The 24,356-nt window shown below is 63.1% G+C and carries 20 protein-coding genes; 13 read left to right on the top strand and 7 right to left on the bottom strand.

All coding sequences use genetic code 11. The annotated features are described in order from the left end of the window. The first annotated feature begins 15 nt into the window (after positions 1–15). From ACZ6YA_RS07350 to ACZ6YA_RS07335, 4 genes are all read left to right on the top strand, one after another. On the top strand, positions 16–267 hold the full coding sequence (locus ACZ6YA_RS07350; RefSeq protein WP_465896475.1) for a DUF1653 domain-containing protein: 252 nt from the start codon (positions 16–18) through the stop codon (positions 265–267). 100 nt (positions 268–367) lie between these two features. Beyond that, complete coding sequence (gene topA, locus ACZ6YA_RS07345) at positions 368–2,977, top strand: type I DNA topoisomerase (RefSeq protein ID WP_465896474.1); 2,610 nt, start codon at positions 368–370, stop codon at positions 2,975–2,977. 114 nt (positions 2,978–3,091) lie between these two features. Continuing rightward, positions 3,092–3,607 carry a DUF6586 family protein gene (locus ACZ6YA_RS07340; protein ID WP_465896473.1) on the top strand — a complete coding sequence of 172 codons (516 nt, stop codon included), beginning with the start codon at positions 3,092–3,094 and terminating at the stop codon, positions 3,605–3,607. 50 nt (positions 3,608–3,657) lie between these two features. Further along, positions 3,658–3,891: a hypothetical protein gene (locus tag ACZ6YA_RS07335; RefSeq protein ID WP_003248777.1), complete on the top strand. Its 234-nt coding sequence runs from the start codon at positions 3,658–3,660 to the stop codon at positions 3,889–3,891. Positions 3,892–3,928: 37 nt separating this feature from the next. Here ACZ6YA_RS07335 and sulA read toward each other — a convergent pair whose 3' ends face one another. Both sulA and lexA read right to left on the bottom strand, forming a co-directional pair. Then, complete coding sequence (gene sulA, locus ACZ6YA_RS07330) at positions 3,929–4,405, bottom strand: SOS-induced cell division inhibitor SulA (RefSeq protein ID WP_465896472.1); 477 nt, start codon at positions 4,403–4,405, stop codon at positions 3,929–3,931. Between the two features lie 13 nt (positions 4,406–4,418). Continuing rightward, a complete protein-coding gene (gene lexA, locus ACZ6YA_RS07325; protein WP_403132785.1) occupies positions 4,419–5,027 on the bottom strand; it encodes a transcriptional repressor LexA in 609 nt (202 codons plus the stop codon). A gap of 223 nt (positions 5,028–5,250) precedes the next feature. On the opposite strand from lexA, the gene ACZ6YA_RS07320 reads away from it, so the two are divergent. The 3 genes from ACZ6YA_RS07320 to nagZ are packed head-to-tail and all read left to right on the top strand — an operon-like array spanning position 5,251 to position 7,544. Further along, positions 5,251–5,958, top strand: coding sequence for a TetR/AcrR family transcriptional regulator (locus ACZ6YA_RS07320; RefSeq protein WP_465896471.1), 708 nt, complete (start codon positions 5,251–5,253; stop codon positions 5,956–5,958). A 40-nt stretch (positions 5,959–5,998) separates the two neighbouring features. Next, on the top strand, positions 5,999–6,523 hold the full coding sequence (locus ACZ6YA_RS07315; protein WP_465896470.1) for a L,D-transpeptidase family protein: 525 nt from the start codon (positions 5,999–6,001) through the stop codon (positions 6,521–6,523). 22 nt (positions 6,524–6,545) lie between these two features. Further along, complete coding sequence (gene nagZ, locus ACZ6YA_RS07310) at positions 6,546–7,544, top strand: beta-N-acetylhexosaminidase (protein WP_465896707.1); 999 nt, start codon at positions 6,546–6,548, stop codon at positions 7,542–7,544. Positions 7,545–7,649: 105 nt separating this feature from the next. Here nagZ and ACZ6YA_RS07305 read toward each other — a convergent pair whose 3' ends face one another. From ACZ6YA_RS07305 to mfd, 3 genes are read right to left on the bottom strand one after another with little or no spacing between them, the layout of a single operon-like run. Continuing rightward, positions 7,650–10,976 carry a DEAD/DEAH box helicase gene (locus ACZ6YA_RS07305; protein WP_465896469.1) on the bottom strand — a complete coding sequence of 1,109 codons (3,327 nt, stop codon included), beginning with the start codon at positions 10,974–10,976 and terminating at the stop codon, positions 7,650–7,652. 1 nt (position 10,977) lies between these two features. Beyond that, complete coding sequence (locus ACZ6YA_RS07300; RefSeq protein WP_465896468.1) at positions 10,978–11,550, bottom strand: CsiV family protein; 573 nt, start codon at positions 11,548–11,550, stop codon at positions 10,978–10,980. A 9-nt stretch (positions 11,551–11,559) separates the two neighbouring features. Further along, positions 11,560–15,009, bottom strand: a complete 3,450-nt coding sequence (gene mfd / locus ACZ6YA_RS07295) for a transcription-repair coupling factor (protein ID WP_465896467.1) — start codon at positions 15,007–15,009, stop codon at positions 11,560–11,562. 168 nt (positions 15,010–15,177) lie between these two features. Here mfd and ACZ6YA_RS07290 point away from each other — a divergent pair, with 168 nt between their 5' ends. From ACZ6YA_RS07290 to sthA, 3 genes are all read left to right on the top strand, one after another. Further along, positions 15,178–16,641 (top strand): glyceraldehyde-3-phosphate dehydrogenase, encoded by a 1,464-nt coding sequence (locus tag ACZ6YA_RS07290; protein ID WP_465896466.1) that lies wholly within the window; start codon positions 15,178–15,180, stop codon positions 16,639–16,641. Positions 16,642–16,819: 178 nt separating this feature from the next. Then, positions 16,820–17,818: an FAD:protein FMN transferase gene (locus ACZ6YA_RS07285; RefSeq protein ID WP_465896465.1), complete on the top strand. Its 999-nt coding sequence runs from the start codon at positions 16,820–16,822 to the stop codon at positions 17,816–17,818. Positions 17,819–18,018: 200 nt separating this feature from the next. Further along, a complete protein-coding gene (gene sthA / locus ACZ6YA_RS07280) occupies positions 18,019–19,413 on the top strand; it encodes a Si-specific NAD(P)(+) transhydrogenase (RefSeq protein WP_465896464.1) in 1,395 nt (464 codons plus the stop codon). A gap of 48 nt (positions 19,414–19,461) precedes the next feature. On the opposite strand, the gene ACZ6YA_RS07275 is transcribed toward sthA, so the two are convergent. Continuing rightward, the gene (locus ACZ6YA_RS07275) at positions 19,462–20,178 is read right to left on the bottom strand and encodes a glycerophosphodiester phosphodiesterase (RefSeq protein WP_403132767.1); all 717 of its coding nucleotides are present in this window, start codon (positions 20,176–20,178) and stop codon (positions 19,462–19,464) included. Between the two features lie 30 nt (positions 20,179–20,208). Further along, entirely contained in the window at positions 20,209–20,793 is a 585-nt protein-coding gene (locus ACZ6YA_RS07270; RefSeq protein ID WP_465896463.1) for a PilZ domain-containing protein, read from the bottom strand. A gap of 93 nt (positions 20,794–20,886) precedes the next feature. On the opposite strand from ACZ6YA_RS07270, the gene ACZ6YA_RS07265 reads away from it, so the two are divergent. From ACZ6YA_RS07265 to ACZ6YA_RS07255, 3 genes are all read left to right on the top strand, one after another. Next, positions 20,887–22,137: a lipoprotein-releasing ABC transporter permease subunit gene (locus ACZ6YA_RS07265; RefSeq protein ID WP_465896462.1), complete on the top strand. Its 1,251-nt coding sequence runs from the start codon at positions 20,887–20,889 to the stop codon at positions 22,135–22,137. Between the two features lie 7 nt (positions 22,138–22,144). Next, on the top strand, positions 22,145–22,828 hold the full coding sequence (lolD, locus tag ACZ6YA_RS07260; RefSeq protein WP_465896461.1) for a lipoprotein-releasing ABC transporter ATP-binding protein LolD: 684 nt from the start codon (positions 22,145–22,147) through the stop codon (positions 22,826–22,828). Positions 22,829–22,889: 61 nt separating this feature from the next. Beyond that, positions 22,890–24,131: a lipoprotein-releasing ABC transporter permease subunit gene (locus tag ACZ6YA_RS07255; protein WP_465896460.1), complete on the top strand. Its 1,242-nt coding sequence runs from the start codon at positions 22,890–22,892 to the stop codon at positions 24,129–24,131. The last annotated feature ends 225 nt before the right edge of the window (positions 24,132–24,356 follow it).

Here is a 24,356-nt window from a genome sequence, read left to right as displayed (position 1 = left end):
AAGAGGAAAGGCGACATGCAGATACAACCAGGCGTATACCGGCATTACAAAGGGCCTGAGTACCGTGTCTTCAGTGTCGCACGGCACTCCGAGAGCGAAGAGTGGATGGTCTTCTACCAATGCCTGTATGGTGATTACAGCTTCTGGGTGCGGCCACTGTCGATGTTCCAGGAGTCCGTCGAGGTTGACGGCGAGCAGGTGCCACGCTTTGCTTTGGTCAAGGCCGAAGCGGGGTTGCCGGAACTGCTTGGCAAGGCGCACGAATGATCGACTGCGCTTGACCTCACTGTTTCGCCACTATATATAGCGGTGCCGCGTCCGGCACCTGACGCGTTTTTCATCTTCAGATTCAGGAATACTCCGATCCATGGGCAAATCGCTGGTCATTGTGGAATCCCCGGCCAAGGCCAAGACCATCAACAAGTACCTGGGCAACCAGTACGTGGTGAAGTCGAGTATCGGCCACATCCGTGACCTCCCCACCAGCGGTTCGGCCAGCGCCAGCAAAGAGCCGGCTGCCAAGCGGGGCAAGGCTGCGGGTGAGGCTCCGGCCCTTTCGCCGAAAGAAAAGTCCCGGCGTCAGCTGGTGGCACGCATGGGCGTCGACCCCGAGCACGGCTGGAAGGCCAAGTACGAGATCCTGCCTGGCAAGGAAAAGGTGATCGAAGAGCTGCGCCGCCTGGCCAAGGATGCCGACACCATCTATCTCGCAACCGACTTGGACCGCGAGGGGGAAGCCATCGCCTGGCACCTGCGCGAGGCCATCGGCGGCGACGACACCCGCTACAAGCGCGTGGTGTTCAACGAAATCACCAAAAAAGCCATCCAGGATGCGTTTTCGCAGCCGGGCGAGCTGGACATCGACCGTGTCAACGCCCAGCAAGCGCGGCGCTTCCTCGATCGCGTGGTGGGCTACATGGTCTCGCCGCTGCTATGGGCCAAGATCGCCCGCGGCCTGTCGGCCGGGCGTGTGCAGTCGGTGGCGGTGAAGCTGGTGGTCGAGCGTGAGCGCGAGATCCGCGCCTTCATCCCGGAAGAATACTGGGAAGTGCACGCCGACCTCGGTACCGGCAAAAATGCCAAGGTGCGTTTCGAAGTGGCGCGTGAGAAGGGCGAAGCTTTCAAGCCGCTCAACGAAGCCCAGGCCATGGCCGCGCTGGAGAAGCTCAAGGCCTCCAGCTACAGCGTGCTCAAGCGTGAAGACCGTCCGACCAGCAGCAAGCCGTCGGCACCGTTCATCACCTCCACCCTGCAGCAGGCGGCGAGCAACCGCCTGGGCTTCGGGGTGAAGAAGACCATGATGATGGCCCAGCGACTCTACGAAGCGGGTTACATCACTTACATGCGTACTGACTCGACCAACCTGTCGGCCGACGCCCTGGACATGGCGCGCAGCTACATCGAGCGCGAATTCGGCAAGCAATACCTGCCGGAAGCGCCAGTGGTGTACGGCAGCAAGGCGGGTGCCCAGGAAGCGCACGAAGCGATTCGTCCTTCCGACGTCAATACCCATCCGACCAAACTCAACGGCATGGAACGTGACGCCGAGCGGCTGTATGAGCTGATCTGGCGCCAGTTCCTTGCCTGCCAGATGCCGCCGGCCCAGTACTTGTCCACCAGCGTCACCGTGGCGGCGGGCGACTTTGAGCTGCGCGCCAAAGGTCGCATCCTCAAGTTCGACGGTTACACCCGCGTGCTGCCTCAACAAAGCAAGCCGGGCGAGGACGACGTACTGCCAGAAATGGTCCAGGGCGAATCACTCAAGCTGATCCAGATCGACCCGAGCCAGCACTTCACCAAGCCACCGGCGCGCTTCACCGAAGCCAGCCTGGTCAAGGAAATGGAAAAACGCGGCATTGGCCGCCCATCGACCTACGCGGCGATCATTTCCACCATCCAGGACCGTGGCTACGTCACGCTGCACAACCGCCGTTTCTACTCCGAGAAGATGGGCGACATCGTTACCGAACGTCTTTCTGAAAGCTTCGCCAACCTGATGGACTACGGGTTCACCGCCGGCATGGAGGAGAACCTCGACGACGTGGCCCAGGGCGAGCGTGACTGGAAGAACGTGCTGGACGAGTTCTATGGCGATTTCAGCAAGAAGCTGCAGACTGCCGAATCGGCGGAAGGCGGCATGCGCGCCAACCAGCCGACCATGACCCACATTCCGTGCAAGGAATGTGGCCGGCCGATGATGATCCGTACCGCTTCCACGGGTGTATTCCTCGGTTGCTCTGGCTACAGCCTGCCGCCGAAAGAACGCTGCAAGGCCACTGTCAACCTGGTGCCGGGCGATGAAATTGCCGCGGACGACGAGGGTGAATCGGAGTCGCGCGTGCTGCTGGGCAAGCACCGCTGCCCGATCTGCGCCACGGCGATGGACGCGTACCTGCTCGACGAGAAGCACAAGCTGCACATCTGCGGTAACAACCCGGACTGCGTCGGCTACGAGATCGAAGAGGGCAGCTACCGCATCAAGGGATACGAAGGGCCGAGCCTGGAGTGCGACAAGTGCGGCAGCGAGATGCAGCTCAAGACCGGCCGTTTTGGCAAGTTCTTTGGCTGTACCAACCCGACGTGCAAGAACACTCGCAAACTGCTCAAGAGCGGTGAGGCGGCGCCACCGAAGATGGACAAGGTGGACATGCCTGAGCTCAAGTGCGAGAAGGTCGACGATACCTACGTGCTGCGTGACGGTGCTTCGGGGTTGTTCCTGGCTGCCAGTCAGTTCCCGAAGAACCGCGAAACTCGCGCACCGCTGGTGCTGGAGATCGTGCCGCACAAGCATGAGATCGATCCGAAGTACCATTTCTTGTGCGAGGCGCCGCAGAAGGATCCGGATGGCCGTCCCGCGGTGATCCGCTACAGCCGCAAGACCAAGGAGCAGTACGTGCAGTCCGAGGTCGATGGCAAGCCTACCGGCTGGAAGGCCTTCTACGACGGCAGCGGCTGGAAGGTTGAAGACAAGCGCTGATCGTTCTGATCGATAAATGGGGCCGCTACGCGGCCCCATTTCATTGGTGACAAGTACATCCCGATCCTTGAAACTGCAGGTATTCGCCTTGCTGCCTTAGGGAGGTCACTCGAGATGGCCCAGGAACTCTACACCCGCACCAACCAGAAACTCTTCTTTGCGGGCCTCGCCCTTGAATCCATGGTCAAGGCGACTGAAAGCCAAGCCATGAACGCCCAGGGTTTGGTTCAGGCCGAGCGTGAAGCGGCGCTGTTCCATCTGTACGGGGCGTTGCTGGGGTTGTGCCATGAGATTGGGGGCTTCTACCGCCTGCCGATTGCAGCCAGTGTGGAGCAAGCGCTAGCCGACGACGCCCTCAATGGCATTGCCATCCCCGAAGTTGCGGAGTTGTTGGAGTTGGCCAGGCAGCGGGAGACTTGGTTGGCGCAGTTGCTCAGTGCTTATGCCGATTTGTTCCGACCACCGGTCGCGACAAAAACCGCAAAAACCGATGTCACCCAGCCACTGATTCAGGCCGTCAATCTAGACGAAATCGAGCAGCCTGGGCTGTCGCGGCACGAGCTGGAGAGCTGGCGGAATAATCTTAAAGGCTTGGTGAGACGTTTCCGTGACGCGTTGAGTGAGTGCTGATAGCCGCCGTGGCTGGTACAATGCTGGCCTTTCGCGGAGAACAGCCCTTTATGTCTACGTCTTTTCTGGAAATTGTCGAGTTGCCTGATGGCCGGATCGAACTGCGTCGCGCCGAGGATGAAGGCTCCCTGGTAACCCTGGATTTCTCGGAAGACGCCAAGGTGTTTCTGCAGGGCCAACATGTCGAGGTCGCCAAGGCCATGCTGAGCGTCGGTGTGCAGATGGCAGGTCGCCTTATGGATGGCGAACTGGAGCGCGACGAAGGGCCGCGCGTACTTCACTGATACCCAGTTTTACTCGAATGCAGGCAAAGCCTGAACATCAGCCGAGGCGGATGTTCAGGCTTTGTGCGTTTCCGGCGCTGGCAGCACGCAGCAGCTGTTGCCGGGCGGTGGCATTGACGCTGCCTAGCCAGCTGACCACGGTATGGCTGCGGCCAAGACGCAAGGCGTCACAGGTCAGTTGCAGGGCGCTCTGATTGCCACGCGGTTGCAGCAGAAGGATGCGTTCGCGGTTGAGGCCGGCTTCGCGCAGCCAGGCTTGGGTCAGGCTGGCGGGCGGGGCGATCAGCGTCAGCCAGCGCGCTTCTTCCTCTTCGCTCAGTTCGCGCAGAACCGGTGCCAGCAGGCTCTGGCAATGTTCGGGAGCGCCACGCAGGGATAATTCACTGAACTGGGCCGGTTGGCTGTGCTTGCGTGCCTGCTCGCTGGCCTTCAGGCCCGGCAGTACCGGTTGGGCAAGGAACGCTTCGAACAGCGGAAGCTGAATCTGCTGTTGTGCTTGGACGAACTGCTGCATGACGCCTCCTGGATCAGCGGCGAATAACGCCGACGCTCAAACCCTCGATCACCAGTTCCTGATCTTTCAGGTCGACTTCGATGGGGGCGAATTCGGGGTTTTCGGCGATCAGCCAGACTTTGCTGCCTTCGCGCTTGAAGCGCTTGACGGTGACTTCATCGCCGATCCGGGCGACGACGATCTGGCCGTTGCGAGCCTCGCGGCAGGTGTGCACCGCCAGCAGATCACCGTCGAAGATGCCGACGTCCTTCATGCTCATGCCGTGCACCCGCAGCAGGTAGTCGGCAGGGGGGTGGAAGAAGGTCGGGTTGATGTTGCAGGACTGCTCGATATGCTGCTCGGCGAGGATCGGCGCACCGGCAGCGACCCGGCCGATGATCGGCAAACCGTTTTCTTCGGCTTTGGCTTCGAGGCCTGGAATGCGGATCCCGCGTGAAGCCCCGGGGGTCATCTCGATGGCACCTTTGCGCGCGAGAGCCTTGAGGTGCTCTTCAGCGGCGTTTGGCGATTTGAAGCCCAGCTCCTGAGCGATCTCCGCGCGCGTCGGCGGGAAGCCGTTGTCTTCGAGGCAGCGTTTGATGAAGGCCAGGATTTCGGCTTGGCGTGGCGTCAGTTTCAACATGGCGGGCGCTCTGTCTTTTTATACAGTGACTGGGATTATATACAGTACTGGATGAGCTGCAAGCTTAAAGCAGCAAGAAAAAGCCTCTCACCCCGATCTACCGCTTGCAGCTTGCATCTCGGGGCTTTCTAATGGCGACCGCACAGTCACCGAGCCTTGACATCGGCAGGACTGAAACGTATGTTTCAAACACCTGTTTGTTTGTCTGTCTGGCGGAGTGGTCATGGCCCAATCGGAAACCGTTGAACGCATTCTCGATGCTGCCGAGCAGCTGTTCGCAGAGCGAGGGTTCGCGGAAACCTCGTTGCGGCTGATTACCAGCAAGGCTGGTGTCAATCTGGCGGCGGTCAACTACCATTTCGGCTCCAAGAAAGCGTTGATCCAGGCGGTCTTCTCGCGTTTCCTCGGGCCGTTCTGCGCCAGCCTCGACCGCGAATTGGAGCGTCGCCAGGCCAAGCCTGACCAGAAGCCGAGTCTCGAAGAGCTGCTGGAAATGCTGGTGGAGCAGGCGTTGGTGGTGCAACCGCGGAGCAATAACGACCTGTCGATCTTCATGCGTTTGCTGGGCTTGGCCTTCAGCCAGAGCCAGGGGCACTTGCGGCGTTACCTGGAAGACATGTACGGCAAGGTGTTCCGCCGCTACATGCTGCTGGTCAACGAAGCCGCGCCGCGCATTCCGCCGATCGAGTTGTTCTGGCGCGTGCACTTCATGCTCGGTGCCGCAGCCTTCAGCATGTCCGGTATCAAGGCGCTGCGTGCCATTGCCGAAACCGATTTCGGTATCAATACGTCCATTGAGCAGGTCATGCGCCTGATGGTGCCATTCCTGGCCGCCGGCATGCGCGCCGACAGCGGTGTGACCGACGACGCCATGGCCGCCGCCCAGCTGCGCCCGCGCAGCAAGACTGGCAGCACCACGGCCAAGGCCTGAAGGCTGGGCGGGACAGGGCGCTTCGGCTAAGCTAGCGCCCATGCCAGACCTCGATTTCCTGCACATCTCCCTCGCCGACCAGCGCCTTTATGGCTTTGCCCACGGGCGGCTGTGCCTGCGCCTTGACGTGTCCACCGCGCGCAGAGGCGGCGGTGAGCGCAACGGCTCGGGTTGCACGCCGCGCGGTCTGCACCAGGTGCGCGCGATGATCGGTGCGGGCCTGCCGCTCAATGCCGTGCTGAGCGGGCGGCGCTGGACGGGTGAGGTCTGGTCGCCCGAATTGCATGGGCAACACCCCCGGCGTGACTGGATACTCACGCGCATTCTCTGGCTGAGTGGCTGCGAGCCAGGCATCAATCGCCTGGGTGCAGTGGACACGTTCCGTCGCCATATCTACCTGCATGGCACGCCCGACACGGAACCCTTGGGCATTCCGCTGTCCCATGGCTGCATACGCCTGCGCAACACCGATCTGCTTAGCCTGTTCGAGCGTGTCCCGGCGCATTGTCCGGTGCGCATCGACGAGGCCGCATGCCCCCAGTGGGCTTCTTTAAGTCTGCAATGAAGGATTGCCTATGACCGCCAGCCTGCAAGGCTCCCTGATGGTGGATATCGCCGGTAAATGGTTGACCGCCGAAGACCGCCAGCTCCTGCGCCAGCCGGAAGTGGCCGGCCTGATCATCTTTGCCCGCAACATCGAAAGCCCGCGCCAGGTGCGTGAGCTGTGCGCGTCGATCCGCGCCATACGTCCCGATCTGATTCTGGCTGTCGACCAGGAAGGTGGGCGGGTGCAGCGCCTGCGCCAGGGCTTCGTGCGCCTGCCGGCGATGCGCGCGATCGCCGATAACGCCAATGCCGACCTCCTGGCGGAACAGTGTGGCTGGTTGATGGCTACCGAGGTCCTGGCGGTCGGCCTCGACCTGAGCTTTGCCCCGGTGCTCGACCTCGATCACCAGCGCAGTGCCGTGGTTGGCAGTCGTGCCTTCGAGGGCGACCCGCAGCGTGCGACGCAATTGGCCGGCGCGTTCATCCGTGGCATGAACGCCGCAGGCATGGCGGCGTGTGGCAAGCACTTCCCAGGCCACGGCTGGGCCGAGGCGGACTCGCACGTCGCGATTCCAACTGACGAGCGTAGCCTTGAGCAGCTGCGTCAGGCCGACCTAGTACCGTTCACCCGCTTGAGCGGCCAGTTGGCGGCGGTGATGCCGGCGCATGTCATCTATCCACAAATCGACAATCAGCCTGCCGGTTTCTCCCGTCGTTGGCTGCAGGATATCCTGCGCGGTGAGCTGGGCTTTGACGGGGTGATCTTCAGTGATGACCTGTCCATGGCCGGTGCGCATGTGGTCGGCGATGCGGCCAATCGCATCGAAGCGGCGCTGAGTGCCGGTTGCGACATGGGCCTGGTGTGCAACGACCGGGCAGCGGCGGAGCTGGCGTTGGGCGCGGCGCAGCGGCTGAAAGTCACGCCATCGCCGCGGATTGCGCGGATGCGTGGGCAGGGCTTTGCGCGTACCGATTATCGCCAGCAGCCGCGCTGGCTGGAGGCGATGGGAGCGTTGCGCGAGGCGCAGTTGGTCGACTGATCACACCGGCCTCTTCGCGGGCAAGCCCGCTGCCACAGATACAGCACCGTTCTCAATGGCGGTGTTGAACCTGTGGGAGCGGGCTTGCCCGCGAAGAGGCCGGTACTAACGCCCCCGCTTTCCTGGTAACGGCGCAAACAACGCCTCGATTTCCTCGTCCCCCAGACGCCACTGCCCAGCCTCCCCACCATCGAGCAAGCTCGCCGCCAGCGCCGCTTTTTCCTGCTGCAACTGCTGGATCTTCTCCTCCACCGTGCCGCGTGTGATCAGCTTGAACACGAACACCGGCTTGTCCTGGCCGATGCGATAAGCGCGGTCGGTAGCCTGGTTCTCGCTGGCCGGGTTCCACCACGGGTCGAAGTGGATCACCGTGTCGGCCGCGGTCAGGTTCAGCCCTACGCCGCCAGCCTTGAGGCTGATCAGAAACACTTCGCTGTCGCCCTGCTGGAATTGCTGTACCGGCGTGCGCCGGTCACGTGTGTCGCCGGTGAGCAGGCTGTAGCGAATCTTGCGCTTTTCAAACTCCTGCTCGATCAGCGCCAGCATCGAGGTGAACTGGGAAAACAGCAGCACCCGGCGGCCTTCGCTGAGCAGCTCTTCGAGCATTTCCAGCAGCGCGCCGAGCTTGCCTTTGTCGGCCTGGTTGCCCTTGGTCTCGACCCCTTTCACCAGGCGCAGGTCGCAGCACACCTGGCGCAGCTTGAGCAGGGCATCGAGGATCACGATCTGGCTGCGCGCTGCGCCATTGCGGGCGATTTCGTCGCGCACCTTCTTGTCCATGGCCACACGCACGGCCTCGTAAGTATCACGCTGGGCATCGCTGAGTTCGACCCAGTGGACCATCTCGGTCTTGGGGGGCAGCTCGGTGGCCACCTGCTCCTTGGTCCGGCGCAGCAGGAACGGGCGGATGCGGGTCACCAGGTGGGCAAGGCGTTCGGCGTCACCATGGCGCTCGATCGGGGTGCGATAGTCCTGATTGAAGCGTTTGACGTCTCCCAGCCAGCCGGGCATGAGGAAGTGGAAGATCGACCACAGCTCGCCCAGGTTGTTTTCCATCGGCGTGCCGGTCAGGCACAGGCGCTGATTGGCCTCCAACTCGCAGACAGCGAGGGCGGCCTTGCTGGTGCTGCTCTTGATGTTCTGCGCCTCGTCCAGCACCAGCACGCTCCAGGGCTGCGCACGCAGGTGTTCGAGGTCGCGTGGTACCAAGGCGTAGGTGGTCAATACCAGGTCGAACTCATCCAGCTTGGTGAAATGCTTGCTGCGGCCCGGGCCGTGCAGGGCCAGCACGCGCAGGTCAGGGGCGAAGCGCTTGGCTTCGTCGAGCCAGTTGGGGATCAGGCTGGTCGGCATGACCGCCAAGGCAGGGTGGGTCAGCTGCCCGTTCTGCTTTTCCAACAGCAAATGGGCCAGGGTTTGCAGCGTTTTGCCCAGGCCCATATCGTCGCCAAGAATGCCGCCAGTGCCCATTTCGCGCAACGCTTGCAGCCAGTTAAGGCCCTGCTGTTGATAAGGGCGCAGCGTGGCGTTGAGCGCGGCGGGCGGTTCAACTTGCAGGTCGCGTGCATCGCGCAGGCGCCGGCCGAGGTCGCGTAGATGAGCGCCACCTTCCCAGTGCAGCGGCAGGTGTTCGATGTCGTTCAGGCGTGCTGCGTCGGCGCGGTCCATGCGCAGAGCGGGGCCAGCGCTGTCCTCATGCAGGTACAAGTCTCCGAGGGTGCCCATGACCGACTTGATCCGCCCGTAGGGCAGGGCGACACGCAGCGCAGGGCTGTCCACGCGGCCGCGGTTGAGGTCGATCAGCAGGTGCTCGTCGTCACTGCGTCGGGCCAGCTCGCTGGGGCGCAGCAGTTCGGGGTTGCTGCGCAGCAGCTGCAGCACGATCGGCAACAGGCTGTGGCGCTGGCCTTCGACGACGATGCCCAGCTCCAGGTCGAACCATTCGTGGCCCGGCGCTTCATCGATGCTGGCGTACCAGTCGTCCACGTCCTGCAGGTTGAAGGCGAAGTCGCGGTGGGTGTCGATGTCCCAGCCGGCCTCACGCAGGCGCGGCAGGCCTTCGCGGGCGAAACGCAGCCAGGCTTCGTCGTCGGGCAGCTGAAGCATTTCGCCGGCGCTGTCGGGCAGGGCCTTGCTTTGCCGGGTGGCGGGCTTGAAGCCCAGGTCGCGCAGGCTCTTGCGCAGCGCCTGCTCGGCCTGGGGCTGGCGGCGGATACGTTGGCTGGTGGCGTCGACCAGGCGGGTCAGCGGCTTGTCGTCGCTGCCGTTGGCGCGCAGGCCGTCATAGTCGAAAGACAGCGCCGCGCGGTGCTGCATCTGGCGCTGCATGCGGCCGGTCTTGGGCACGTAGGCGCTGAATTCGAGGCTGCCTAGGGTCAGCCGACCTTTTGGTGCAATGTTTTCGATCTGTTCGGTGCTCACGGCGGTCGGTGTGGGGACTTGGCGATTCAAGGCGTTCAGTCGATGGCTCAGAGGCACGACCAGGTGTTCCGGCACCACTGGGGCGCGTGCAAGCTGGCTGGCGATGAAGGGGTCGAGGTCGTGGTTCAGGATGCCAGTCTTGTGCGACTGCCCGTCGAGATAATGTAGAGGTTCGAGGGGCAGCACCTGCAGTTGCAGATGATCATCATGGTACCAAGCGCCTCGGTAGCTGCCATTGTCCAGCCTGACCCAGCGGAAGTCAGCATGCAGTTGAGGCCCGTAGGCAAGTGGTTCAGGGTCGTCTTCGATCAGAAGACGGCCAGTTGCCAAAGCGTAGCTAAAGATTTCAGCGCCCTGTTTGCCCTCCAGTTGCACCACTGGTGTGATGGTCGGGCTGCGGGCATCGATCAGGCGCAAGAGCCGCGCATCGTCGTCGGTAACGTAGCGGGGGGTGTAATAGATCATCTCAGGCATCGAGGTGATGCGGCCGATCTTCAGTGAGCCGTCGGCCTGCCGTGTGCCCTTGACCGGTTCGAGTCGATAGTGCTCCTGGTCCTTGCGGATCTGGTAGTAGATTGCCGGGCCTTTGCGCACAGGTTCGTGGCTGGCCGCAGGCTGTGCGGGTGATTCCAGGGCCTGCACCCACTGATTCAGGTCCGGTGGCAGCGATAACGCAGCTTGCGCCTGGCTAACCGGAGGCTCACGCCCGCTGCCATCGTTCTCCAGATGCAGGAGTGCGGCGATGCAGTGCTTGCAATTCACCCGTACCGGGCAGTTGCAACTGCCAAAGACACGAAGCTCTCCCCGGTTGAGGACCAGTTTGATTTCCTGGTTGTACGCCTGGCCCGCAGAACCCGTGCAGACCGCTTCAACCTCAGTAGCGTGAAGCGCCAGGATGCGGATGCGCCCCTGCGCCGCATACTTGCGGCCCCGTGCCAACGCGCCGGCGTCGATGAAATCGACCCAGTCCGGATAGGCTCTCAACAACTGCTGGGCATCGCCCTTGCTCACATCACTGCTCCATCATTTCCGGGTCCATCACCGGCATCTTTGGTGTTCCCGGCGGCGTGACCTTTAGCAGCAGTGCCAAGTGCCCGCCGTCGAGGAAGGTCAGCTGGCCACCTTTCATGTTGCTGTTGCTCTGCTTGAACTGCTCGCTTTGCTGCACGTTGCCATTGCCGTCCAGCTGGTTGACCCAGAAGTTGGCATCCACGGCTATGAACCGCCCGGAAGTGATGCTCAGGTTGCCCTCGATTGGAAAGTGCCCGAACTGCTCCTGGCCATCGCTCAGTGCAATGCGGCTCGGCCCGTCGACGACCGGCTGCTGCCAGGCTTTGTGCAGCAATACGGTGTAATCGGAGGTCGCCTGCAGCCGTGTGGCTTCATCTTCCAGCGCCAATGGGCGTTCGGCGCCTTTGTCCAGGCGCGCGGCGCCAGCGCTCCAGCTTTCCGGCGCGAACTGGCTGGTGAAGGCTGGCACGCTGTTTTGCCGCACAAGCATCATTTCCACCTGATACTGGCCTTCGGCGAAGGCGGCCGGCGCGATCAGCGCAAGCAACAAGGTCAGGCAACGGATGGCACGCATGGATCTTCCTTAGGCTGTCTGTGGGGTCAGGCGCTCGAAAAGCGCCTCAAGAGTGTTGAAACGTTCGTCGGGGCGTTCCATGGGCACCAGGAAGCGGAACTGGGTGGCGCCTTCGAACTTGTAGCGTTTGGGCTGGCCCTGGATCAGCTTGATCAGGGTCAGCGGGTCGACCGGGGTTTCGGCCTCGAACTCGAGCTTGCCGCCGTTGGGGCCGGCGTCGACTTTCTTGATGCCGAGTTTTTCCGCCTGCAGCTTGAGCTGGGTGAGGCGCATCAGGTTCTTGGTCGGCTCGGGCAGCAGGCCGAAGCGGTCGATCATCTCCACTTGCAGGTCTTTGAGGCCTTCTTCGTCGGCCGCCGATGCAATGCGCTTGTAAAGGATCAGTCGCGCGTGGACATCAGGCAGGTAGTCCTCGGGGATCAGCGCCGGCAGGCGCAGGTTGATCTCCGGGCCGCCGCCGAGCGGTTGCTCCAGGTTCGGCTGGGTGCCCTTGCGAATGGCCTTGACCGCACGTTCGAGCATTTCCATGTACAGCGTGAAGCCCACAGCCTGGATTTGCCCGCTCTGGCCTTCGCCGAGCAGTTCACCGGCGCCGCGGATTTCCAGGTCGTTGGTGGCCAGTACGAAACCGGCACCCAGGTCCTGGGTGTTGGCGATGGCTTCCAGGCGTTTTTCGGCGTCGGCACTGACCTTTTGTCGCGCCGGGGTGAGCAGATAGGCATACGCCTGGTGGTGGCTGCGACCGACGCGACCGCGCAGCTGGTGCAGCTGGGCCAGGCCGAACTTGTCGGCGCGTTCGATGACGATGGTGTTGGCACTGGGCACGTCGATGCCGGTCTCGATGATGGTCGAGGCGATCAGCACGTTGAAGCGCTTGTGGTAGAAGTCGCTCATCACCTGTTCCAGCTCGCGCTCGCGCATCTGCCCGTGGCCGATGCCGATACGCGCTTCCGGGACCAGTTCGGCGAGGTCGGCGGCGCATTTCTCGATGGTCTTCACATCGTTGTGCAGGTAGTACACCTGGCCGCCGCGCAGCAGTTCACGCAGCAGGGCTTCTTTCACCGTGCTGTTGTTCTGCTCCATGACGAAGGTGCGCACCGACAGGCGCCGCGCCGGCGGCGTGGCGATGATCGACAGGTCGCGCATGCCGGCCACGGCCATGTTCAGGGTTCGCGGGATCGGCGTGGCGGTCAGGGTGAGGATGTCCACCTCGCTGCGCAGGGCCTTGAGCTGTTCCTTCTGGCGCACGCCAAAGCGGTGCTCTTCATCGATCACCACCAGGCCCAGGTCCTTGAAGCGGACATCGTCTTGCAGCAGCTTGTGGGTGCCGATAAGGATGTCGATCTTGCCTTCGGCGAGGTCGGCGGCGGCGGCGGCCACTTCCTTGGCCGACTTGAAGCGGCTCATCACCTCGACCGTCACCGGCCAGTCGGCGAAGCGGTCGCGGAAGCTGTTGTAGTGCTGCTGGGCGAGCAGGGTAGTAGGCACCAGCACTGCCACCTGACGGCCGCTGTGCACGGCGATGAAGGCCGCGCGCATGGCCACTTCGGTCTTGCCGAAGCCGACGTCGCCGCATACCAGGCGATCCATCGGCTTGGCGGCAAGCATGTCGGTGCGCACCGCCTCGATGGCGTTCTGCTGGTCGGGAGTCTCTTCGAACGGGAAGCCGGCGCTGAAGGTGGCATAGTCGGCGGCCGGGTCGGCGAATGCATAGCCTTTGCGCGCCGCGCGGCGGGCATAGATGTCGAGCAGCTCGGCGGCAACGTCGCGGACCTGTTCGGCGGCCTTGCGCTTGGCCTTCTGCCAGGCTTCCGAGCCCAACCGGTGCAGTGGCGCCAGGGCGTCGTCGCTGCCGGTGTAGCGGGCGATCAGGTGCAGGTTAGCCACGGGCACGTAGAGCTTGGCGTTTTCGGCGTATTCGAGGGTCAGGAACTCGGCGGCCTGGCCGTCGATTTCCAGCGTGGCCAGGCCCAGGTAGCGGCCGACGCCGTGGTCGATGTGCACCACCGGCGCGCCTTCGCGCAGCTCGGTGAGGTTCTTGATGACTGCGTCGTTGGCCGCCTCGCCACGCTTGTCGCGGCGACGACGCTGCATCACGCGCTGGCCGAACAGCGGGCTTTCGGCGACCAGGGCCAGGCCTGGGTCTTCGAGCAGCAGGCCGTCGTCGAGCGGGGCAATGGTGATCGCCAGGCGCGCGTTGCCGGTGATGAAGTCGGCCCAGCCTTCGACCGTCTGCGGCTTCAGCTTGAGGCGTTCGAGCAATTCAAGCAGCACTTCGCGGCGGCCCGCCGATTCGGCGGTGAACAGCACGCGGCCGTCGAACTGGTCGAGAAACGCCGACAATGCCGCCACTGGCTGATTGGCCTTGGCCTCGATGGCCAGATTGGGCAAGGCGCGGGCCGGGAAGCGCTCGCGGCCGACGCCAGCTTCGACGTCGTCGGCGCTGACCACTACCCGTGGCCACTGTTTAAGCTGGGCGAAGCAGTCTTCCACCGGCAGGAACAATTCGGCCGGCGGCAGCAGGGGCCGGGTCAGGTCACCGCGGCGGTCTTCATAGCGCCCGCGCACATCGTTCCAGAAATGCTCGGCAGCCTGTTCGACGCCTGGCAGGGAGAATACTTGGGTGTCGCTGGGCAGATAGTCGAACAGGGTCGAGGTTTCTTCGAAGAACAGCGGCAGGTAGTACTCGATACCGGCTGGGATGATGCCGCTGGCCAGGTCCTGGAAGATCGCGCTGCGGCGGAAGTCAACGTCGAAACGTTCGCGAAAGCGCGCTTTGAAGCGCGTCACTTCTTCCTTCTGCATGGGAAATTCGCGCGCAGGCAGCAGGCGAATCGAGTCTACCTTGTCGATCGAGCGCTGGGTCTCCGGGTCGAAGGTGCGCAGGGTCTCGATCTCGTCATCGAACAGGTCGATGCGGTAGGGCAGCTTGCTGCCCATTGGGAACAGGTCGATCAGCGCACCGCGCACGGCAAATTCGCCGTGCTCGTAGACCGTGTCGACGCAGCGGTAGCCGCTGGCCTCAAGGCGCGTGCGCATCTGCTCGACGTCGATGGTCTGGCCTACGTCCAGCACCAGGCTGCTGCCGAGCAAAAAGCGCGTCGGCGCCAGGCGGTGCAGGGCGGTGGTGATCGGCACGACGAGGATGCCATGGCTCAGCTCCGGCAGCCGATAGAGGCTGGCAATGCGCTGGGAGATGATGTCCTGGTGCGGCGAGAATAGGTCGTAGGGCAGGGTTTCCCAATCCGGGAACGGCAGCACCGGCAAGTCCGGGGCGAAGAAACGCAGCTCCTGTTCCAGCCGGTCGGCAGCTTGGCTGTCGGCGGTCAGCAACAAGGTGAAGCGGCCAGCGCTGCTGGCGGCCTCGGCGATGGCGAGGCTGAGGGCGGCACCGGGCAGGTTGCCCCAGGTTTGTTTGCCGGCCGTGGCCGACATTTGCGGTAGGCGCAGAACTGACACGGGAGATTGCACTCCAAGCGTTGCGGCAAAGAGATCGATTGTACCGGTGCCGGTGCGTGCTGTCAGGCTCCAAAGGGGCATGACCGCAGGCTTTGGCTACTGCGACAGGCGCTCATTGCCGGTTACGCGTTGGGGCGTCATAATGTAGCCCCTTTTTTCTGTCCCTACATGTGGAAGGTTCCCGTGACTCAGAAGCCCGACCAGTGTCTTGGTGAGTGGATCGATCGTGAAGCGCTTGCTGAAGCTATGATCCCGCTTATCGGTCAGCTCTACCGCAACAACAATGTGGTGAGCTCGATCTATGGCCGCAGCCTGATCAACCGTTCGGTTATCTCGATCCTCAAAGCCCACCGCTTTGCGCGTCACCGTCAAACTGACGAAACCGAACTGTCCGTCCACGAGACATTCCCCCTGCTCAAGGCCATGAGCGAGCTGAAACTGGGCGCCGCTTCGGTTGACCTGGGCAAGCTGGCCAACAAGTTCAAGCAGGAAGGCAACGGCCGCAGCGCCGAGCAGTTCGTCCGTGAAGAGCTGGCCGACGTGGTTGGCCAACAGAACGCTTCGGCGCGCAAAGGCACCGACGTCGTCCTGTACGGCTTTGGCCGCATCGGCCGCCTGCTGGCGCGTATCCTGATCGAGAAGACCGGTGGCGGCGACGGCCTGCGCCTGCGTGCCATCGTCGTGCGCAAGGGTGCTGAAAACGACCTGGTCAAGCGCGCCAGCCTGCTGCGTCGTGACTCGGTGCACGGCCCGTTCGATGGCACCATCACCATCGACGAGGCCAACAACACCCTCACCGCCAACGGCAACCTGATCCAGATCATTTACGCCAAGAGCCCGAGCGAAGTCGACTACACCCAGTACGGCATCGAAAACGCGCTGATCGTCGACAACACCGGCGTATGGCGTGATGCCGACGGCCTGGGCCAGCACCTGGCCTGCCCGGGCGCTGCCCGCGTGATCCTCACCGCACCTGGCAAGGGCGCGCTGAAGAACATCGTGCACGGCATCAACCACGGTGAGATCGCCGCCGATGACAAGATCATCTCGGCCGCTTCCTGCACCACCAACGCCATCGTGCCGGTGCTGAAGGCTGTCAACGATCAGTACGGCATCGTCAATGGCCACGTCGAGACCGTTCACTCGTTCACCAACGACCAGAACCTGATCGACAACTTCCACAAGGGCAGCCGTCGTGGTCGTGCCGCGCCGCTGAACATGGTCATCACCGAAACCGGTGCCGCCACTGCTGCCGCCAAGGCGCTGCCAGTGCTCAAGGGCAAGCTGACCGGCAACGCCATTCGCGTACCGACGCCGAACGTCTCGATGGCTATTCTCAATCTGAACCTCGAGAAGGCCACCACTCGCGAAGAAATCAACGAGTACCTGCGCCAGACCGCCATGCACTCGGAGCTGCACAAGCAGATCGACTACGTCAGCTCGCAGGAAGTGGTTTCCACCGACTTCGTGGGCTCGCGCCACGCCGGTGTAGTTGACGCTGAAGCGACCATCGCCAACGATAACCGCGTTGTTCTGTACGTCTGGTACGACAACGAGTTCGGTTACAGCTGCCAGGTGGTGCGTGTGATGGAAGACATGGCTGGTGTGAACCCGCCAGCGTTTCCACGCTGATCCGCTTGTAAAGTGCTAAAGAAACGGGAACCTTCGGGTTCCCGTTTTTTTATCCAGATTTTGTGTTGCCTTTGCTGGCCTCTTCGCGGCTAAAGCCGCTCCCACAGTAGGTGCTGAAATTCCTGTGGGAGCGGCTTTAGCCGCGAAGAGGCCAGCACAGGCAACCGAGAGCCCAATATTGCGCACAGCCCTCCTGTTCACCCTGATGCTCCTGACCGCCTGCAACCAGGGCTCGACCCTGGAGCGCCTTGGCGGCCCCACCATGGGCAGCAGCTACAGCATCCAGTACGTGCGCGAACCCGGCGGCCCTGCGCCAGTTCAGGTTCAGGCAGCTGTGGAAACCATCCTCCAGGACGTCGATAAGCACTACTCGACCTACCGCGGCGATTCCACCGTCAGCCAGTTCAACCAGCTCCCTGTGAACCAGTGCCTGGCCTTACCACCCGACATGCTCGAACTGGTGACCCTCGGCCAGCATTTGGCCGAACAGAGCGATGGCGCATTCGACCTCACCGTCGAACCGCTGCTGGACCTCTGGGGTTTCGGCCCCCAGGCCCGCCACGAACAAGTGCCCGACCCACTGGCCCTGGCCCAGGCCCGCCAGCGCGTGGGTTACCAGCACCTGCGCATCGAGGGCCAGGCGTTGTGCAAGGATGCCCCGGTGCAGTTGGACTTCAACAGCATCGCCGCCGGCCACGCCGTGGACCTGATCGCCGCCCGGCTGCGCGCCATGGGTATTGGCAATTTCATCGCTGAAGCCACCGGTGAACTCAAGGCGGTTGGCCATAAGCCAGACGGCAGTCCTTGGCGCATTGCCCTGGAACTGCCCCGCGAAGACCGCCAGATCGCCCGCCAGGTCGTCCCGATCAATGGCTTGGGCGTGTCGACCTCAGGTGACTATCGGCACTATTTCGAGCAGAATGGCCGGCGCTATTCGCACACCTTCGATGCCCGCCTCGGGCGCCCGGTCGATCATGACCTGGCCGCCGTCACCGTGCTCGATGCCTCGGCGCTGCAGGCCGACGGCTATTCGACGTTGCTGTTGATTCTTGGCCCTGAGCAGGGCTGGGACTTCGCCATCGCCCACGACCTGGCGGCGGTATTGGTGACTCGGGCCGAGGGTGGCTTCGTCTCTCGAGCTACGCCCGCGTTCGAACGGGCGCTGAAAGGCGAGTGAAAGCGCAAGCAAGGATGATCGCCAGGGACCGGTGAGTGCACATGTAGTGCAGGCAAAATTGGCCTACGACGCGACCAAGGGTTAATGTGCGCGGCGTTCACGCTTGATTAGACTGCACCCGAATTTTCTCATGGCGCCGCGGCGGCATGATCGAGTCCCGCGGCGACCGTGGCCAGCGGGCCAGTTCTGAAGGAGTACGCATGGCTGTCTACAACTACGACGTAGTGGTGTTGGGTTCCGGCCCGGCCGGAGAAGGTGCGGCGATGAACGCCGCCAAAGCAGGGCGCAAGGTGGCGATGGTCGACAGCCGTCGTCAGGTCGGTGGCAACTGCACCCACCTGGGCACCATCCCTTCCAAGGCACTGCGTCACTCGGTGCGGCAGATCATGCAGTTCAACACCAACCCGATGTTCCGGGCCATCGGTGAACCGCGCTGGTTCTCCTTCCCCGACGTGCTCAAGAGCGCCGAGCGGGTGATCTCCAAACAGGTCGCTTCGCGCACCGGCTACTACGCGCGTAACCGCGTCGACCTGTTCTTCGGCACCGGCAGCTTCGCCGACGAGCAGACCGTCGAGGTGGTCTGCCCCAACGGCGTGGTAGAAAAACTCAATGCCAAGCACATCATCATCGCCACCGGCTCGCGCCCTTATCGCCCGGCCGACATCGACTTCCATCACCCGCGCGTCTACGACAGCGACACCATCCTCAGCCTCAGCCATACCCCGCGCAAGCTGATCGTCTATGGCGCCGGTGTGATCGGTTGCGAGTACGCCTCGATCTTCAGCGGCCTGGGCGTGCTGGTCGAGCTGGTCGATAACCGTGGCCAGTTGCTGAGCTTCCTCGACTCGGAAATTTCCCAGGCGCTGAGCTACCACTTCAGCAACAACAACATCACCGTCCGCCACAACGAAGACTACGAGCGGGTCGAAGGCCTGGACAATGGTGTGGTCCTGCACCTGAAGTCGGGTAAGAAGATCAAAGCCGACGCCTTGCTGTGGTGCAACGGCCGTACCGGCAACACCGACAAGCTGGGCCTGGAAAACATCGGCATCAAGGTCAACAGCCGGGGCCAGATCGAAGTCGACGAGGCCTACCGCACCAGCGTGCCGAACATCTATGGCGCCGGTGATGTGATCGGCTGGCCGAGCCTGGCCAGCGCCGCCCACGACCAGGGCCGCTCGGCGGCAGGCAGCATCGTCGACAACGGCAGCTGGCGCTTCGTCAACGACGTGCCGACCGGCATCTACACCATTCCGGAAATCAGCTCGATCGGCAAGAACGAGCAGGAACTGACCCAGGCCAAGGTGCCATACGAAGTCGGCAAGGCCTTCTTCAAGAGCATGGCGCGTGCGCAGATCGCCGGCGAGCCGCAAGGCATGCTGAAGATCCTGTTCCACCGCGAAACCCTGGAAATCCTCGGTGTGCACTGCTTCGGCTACCAGGCTTCGGAAATCGTCCACATCGGCCAGGCAATCATGAACCAGCCGGGTGAGCTGAATAACCTGAAGTACTTCGTCAACACCACGTTCAACTACCCGACCATGGCTGAAGCCTATCGGGTAGCTGCCTACGACGGCCTGAACCGGCTTTTTTGAGCGGCTCCGGCCGGTGGCCTGAGCCGGTCGGGGAGACCGATTTCAGCCCTACCCGAGGGTGGTCTTGGCCAAACCGGGAAAGTCTGTAATCAGGCTGTCCACGCCAAAATCGGCGAGCCGGCGCATCAGTGCCGGTTCGTTGACTGTCCACACCGACACATGCAAACCCTGGCCCTGGGCTTTGAGCAGGCGCTCGGGGGTGCACAGTGTCCAGTTCAGCGCCAGCATCTCGCAATCGTAGTTCTGCGCGACCTTCAGCGGGTCGAGCCAGGCGTACTCGGCGACCAGGCCGCGCTTCACGTCCGGCACCAGTTCCAGCGCGGCACCCAATACTTCCCGTGAACTCGAGGTGATGGTCACCTTGTCCAGCAGGCCGTACTGCTGCGCCAGTTCGCGGATGGCCAGCACTGTGGTGGCAGCGCGGGTGCGCGAGGCGCTCTTGACCTCCAGCTGCCAGTGCTCGAAGGCGCACTTTTCGAACAGTTCTTCGAGGCGTGGGATAGGGCAGGGCTGGACATGGCCCGGGCCGCCCTTGCGTGCATCGATGGTGACCAGGTCGGCCGCCGGGTGCTCGACCACCTTGCCGCGGCGGCCGGTGGTGCGTTTGAGGGTGGGGTCGTGGATGACCATCAGCTCGTTGTCGGCCGACAGGTGCAGGTCCAGTTCGCAGCGGGTAACGCCGTGGGACAGGCACTGACGGAAGCTGTGCAGGGTATTCTCGGGCGCTTCGCCCTTGGCGCCGCGGTGGCCGTAGATCAGGGTCACGTTCGTTCCTTCAAATCAGAGAAATGGGCTTCAGGAGGCGGGGCCGTCTTGTTCCAGTTGCTGACGCCGTTGCTGCTGTTGGCGTTGCAGGATATAGCGGGCCAGCAGTTGCCGTTGGGCATCGGTCATGTCGGTGAATTCCGTGCCTACCTCGAAATCGCCCTCCGGGCGCGAGTCGCAGTGGGTGACCTTGCCGCGCAGCAGCAGGCCGTGGGCGCGGGGCATTAGCACCATCTTCACCTTGACCCGGGTGCCGGGGGCAATCTGCTGGGCTTGCGCGAATTCGATGCCGCCTTCGGAGATGACCACCCGCTGCGGTTGGCCGATTTCGCCAATCAGGGTTTGCGCGACTACTGCGCTGAGGAGGTCCAGGCGTTTGTTCTGCGCGCGCAGGAAGGCGGCGAGGGTACGGTCCTTTTCGCTCAGTTGGCGCAGCAGGTGCTGCGATTCGAAGTCGGACAAGTGCAGCTCACTGAGCAGGTTGAACAGCGGGGAATCATCCTGCAACAGTTCTGGCTCAAGGGCTTCGGCCGCGCTTAAGGGGCTGATTTCCAGTGCGATCCGATCTTCGATGCGGTAGTATTCGCGGCGATCTTCTTCGTCTAATGTCGTCATGGCGAACCCATGGTAGCGGCGGTGGTCCGAGTGTAAAGCCGCCACAGGCGCCTCGCCACAAGGACGTTCCCTTTCCTCCGAACAAGCCCCGACATGTTCAGACCTCTTTTCGCATTCATTGGTACGCGCTACACCCGTGCCAAGCGCCGTAACCACTTCGTCTCGTTCATTTCCCTGACCTCGATGATCGGCCTCGCCCTGGGCGTGGTGGTGATGATCGTGGTGCTCTCGGTGATGAACGGTTTCGACCACGAGATGCGTACCCGCGTGCTGGGCATGGTCCCTCACGCCACGCTCGAGAGCGGCCAGCCCATTAACGACTGGCCTGCCCTTGCCCAACAAGTAAAGCAGAATCCGCAGGTACTGGCGGTTGCGCCCTACACCCAGATGCAGGGCCTGCTGACGCACGATGGCAAGGTGCAGAAGGTGCTGCTCAACGGCATCGACCCGGACCGCGAGCGTGAGGTGTCGATCATCGACAACTTCATCCAGCAAGGCCGCCTCGACCAGCTGGCGCCGGGCGAGTGGGGCATCATGATCGGTGACAAGGCCGCCGCCAAGCTGGGTGTGGCCATCGGCGACAAGCTGACCTTCGTCGCCCCGGAGGTGAGCGTCACCCCGGCCGGCATGTTTCCACGCATGAAGCGCTTCACCGTGGTCGGCATCTTCCACGTCGGCGCCGGCGAAATCGACGGCTACCTGGGCCTGACCAACATCGCTGACCTGTCCCGCCTGCATCGCTGGAAGCCGGACCAGGTGCAGGGCCTGCGCCTGAAGTTCGACGACTTGTTTCAGGCGCCGCGCGTGGCCTGGAGCATCGCCCAGCAGTTGGGTGACCAGGAGTACTACAGCCGCGACTGGACCCGTACCCACGGCAACCTGTACCAGGCGATCCGCATGGAAAAGGCGATGATCGGCCTGCTGCTGCTGCTGATCGTCGCCGTGGCGGCGTTCAACATCATTTCCACCCTGGTGATGGTGGTCAACGACAAGCGCGGAGACATCGCCATCCTGCGTACCCTGGGCGCCACGCCCGGGCAGATCATGGCCATCTTCATGGTCCAGGGCACGGTGATCGGGGTGATCGGTACCCTGATCGGCGCCGTGGTCGGGATCCTCGCGGCGCTCAATGTCAGCGCGGCGATCGCCGGCATCGAGACGCTGATCGGGCACAAGTTCCTCAACGCCGACGTGTATTTCATCGATTACCTGCCGTCGCAGATCCAGGCCCAGGACGTGTACATGGTCTGCGGTGCGGCGCTGGTCCTGAGTTTCTTCGCCACCCTGTACCCGGCCTGGCGCGCGGCGCGCACCCAGCCTGCAGAGGCGCTACGTTATGAGTGAGTCGCGCATGAGTGATAAAGCCGTTCTGAGTTGCCGCAACCTGGGCAAGTCCTATGACGAGGGCCCGGAGTCGGTGCAGGTGCTGTCCGGGCTCAACCTTGAGCTGCACGCCGGTGAGCGGGTTGCCATCGTCGGCAGTTCCGGTTCGGGCAAGAGTACCTTGCTCAACTTGTTGGGTGGCCTCGACCGGCCGACCCAGGGCAGTGTCTGGCTGGCCGGTGAAGAGCTGTCGGCCCTGGGCGAGCGCGCACGCGGCCTGCTGCGCAACCGCGAGCTGGGCTTCGTTTACCAGTTCCACCACCTGCTGCCGGAGTTCACCGCGATGGAGAACGTGTGCATGCCGCTGCTGATCGGCCGCACCGCGATCCCCGAGGCCCGCGAGCGTGCCGAGGCGCTGCTCAAGCGTGTCGGCCTGGGCCACCGCCTGCATCACAAGCCGGCCGAGCTGTCTGGCGGTGAGCGCCAGCGCGTGGCCATTGCTCGTGCACTGGTCAACCGCCCGGGCCTGGTGATGCTCGACGAGCCGACCGGCAACCTCGACCACCACACTGCCCAGGGCATCCAGGAATTGATGCGGGAACTGTCCAGCTCCTCGCGCACCGCGTTCCTGGTGGTGACCCACGACCTCAACCTGGCGCGCCAGATGGATCGCGTGCTGAAGCTCGACGACGGTCACCTGGTGGCGATCTGAGCCGCTTGCACGGGGAGGCCTGAGCCGCCCCGTTTTTCAGTTTTCATTGGGTGTTTCAAACATGTTCAGACCCTTGCCCATTTTCATCGGCGCGCGCTACACCCGGGCCAAGCGCCGCAACCACTTCATCTCGTTCATCTCGATGACCTCGATGATCGGCCTGTCGCTGGGCGTGCTGGCGATGATCGTGGTGTTGTCGGTGATGAACGGCTTCCAGCGCGAAATGAGCTCGCGCATCCTCGGCCTGGTGCCGCACGCCAGCATCCTCGGCGTGCAGCCGCTGGATGACTGGCGCAAGGCCGCCGATGCCGCCTTGCAGAACCCTGCGGTGATGGCAGCGGCGCCGATCACCGAAATGGAGGGCATGCTCTCCTACAAAGGCGCGATGCAGCCGATCCAGGTAAGCGGTATCGACCCGGCCAAGGAGGGCAAGGTCTCGATCGTTGGCCAGCACATCGTTCAGGGCCGGCTGCAGGACCTGCAGCCGGGCGAGTATGGCGTGGTGATCGGTGAGTTGACCGCACGGCGATTCCGCCTCAATACCGGCGACAAACTGACCCTGATCGTGCCGGAAATCAGCAAGGAGCCGGGCGGCATCACCCCGCGCATGCAGCGCCTGACCGTGGTCGGCATCTTCAAGGTGGGCGCCGAGCTGGACGGCTCGCAGGCCTACATGCATGTAGCCGACGCTGGCGAGATGCAGCGCTGGGCGCCGGGTCAGGTGCAGGGCGTGCGCCTCAAGCTGCACGACCTGTATGCCGCCCCGCAGGTGTCCAAGGCGATCGCCGCTGGCCTGGGCGACGCTTACCGCGCCGATGACTGGTCGCACACCCAAGGCAGCCTGTTCAGCGCCATGAAGATGGAAAAGACCATGATCGGCCTGTTGCTGCTGATGATCATTGCCGTGGCGGCATTCAACATCATCGCCACGCTGGTGATGGTGGTGAACGACAAGGGCCCGGACATCGCTATTCTGCGCACGCTTGGTGCCACGCCGGCGCAGATCATGGGCACCTTCATGGTCCAGGGTAGCTTGATCGGCATCGTCGGGACATTGATTGGCGGGGTACTTGGGGTGATCGCTGCGTTTAACGTCAGCCAGATCGTTGGCTGGTTGGAACGGGTGAGCGGGCAGCACATCTTTACCTCGGACGTCTACTTCATCAGCAGCTTGCCGTCCGAGTTGCAGTGGGGCGATGTGGCGATGATCTGCGCGGCGGGCTTGGTGATGAGCTTCCTGGCGACTATCTACCCGGCGTACCGGGCGTCGCAGGTGCAGCCGGCGATTGGCCTGGCGGTCTGATTAAATCTGCCAGGGCTTATTCGCGGGCAAGCTCGCTCCCACAGATTCTGTGCTGCATCCGGGGTCAGCGCGGTATCTGGTGGGAGCAACTGTCTTTCACAAAACTTAGAAAGCTGCGCGATCCCTGTGTGAGCGGGCTTGTCCCGCGAACACGGGCGAAGCCCGTGCCATCCAGCGCGGTGCCTGCTTCGCGGGCGGTCCGACGTCTCGGCAAGCCCGCTCCCA

The sequence above is a fragment of the Pseudomonas sp. NPDC090752 genome (genome assembly GCF_055584805.1).
Note: the sequence above shows the minus strand (reverse complement) of the source record. Positions and strands in the feature narration are given on the sequence as shown.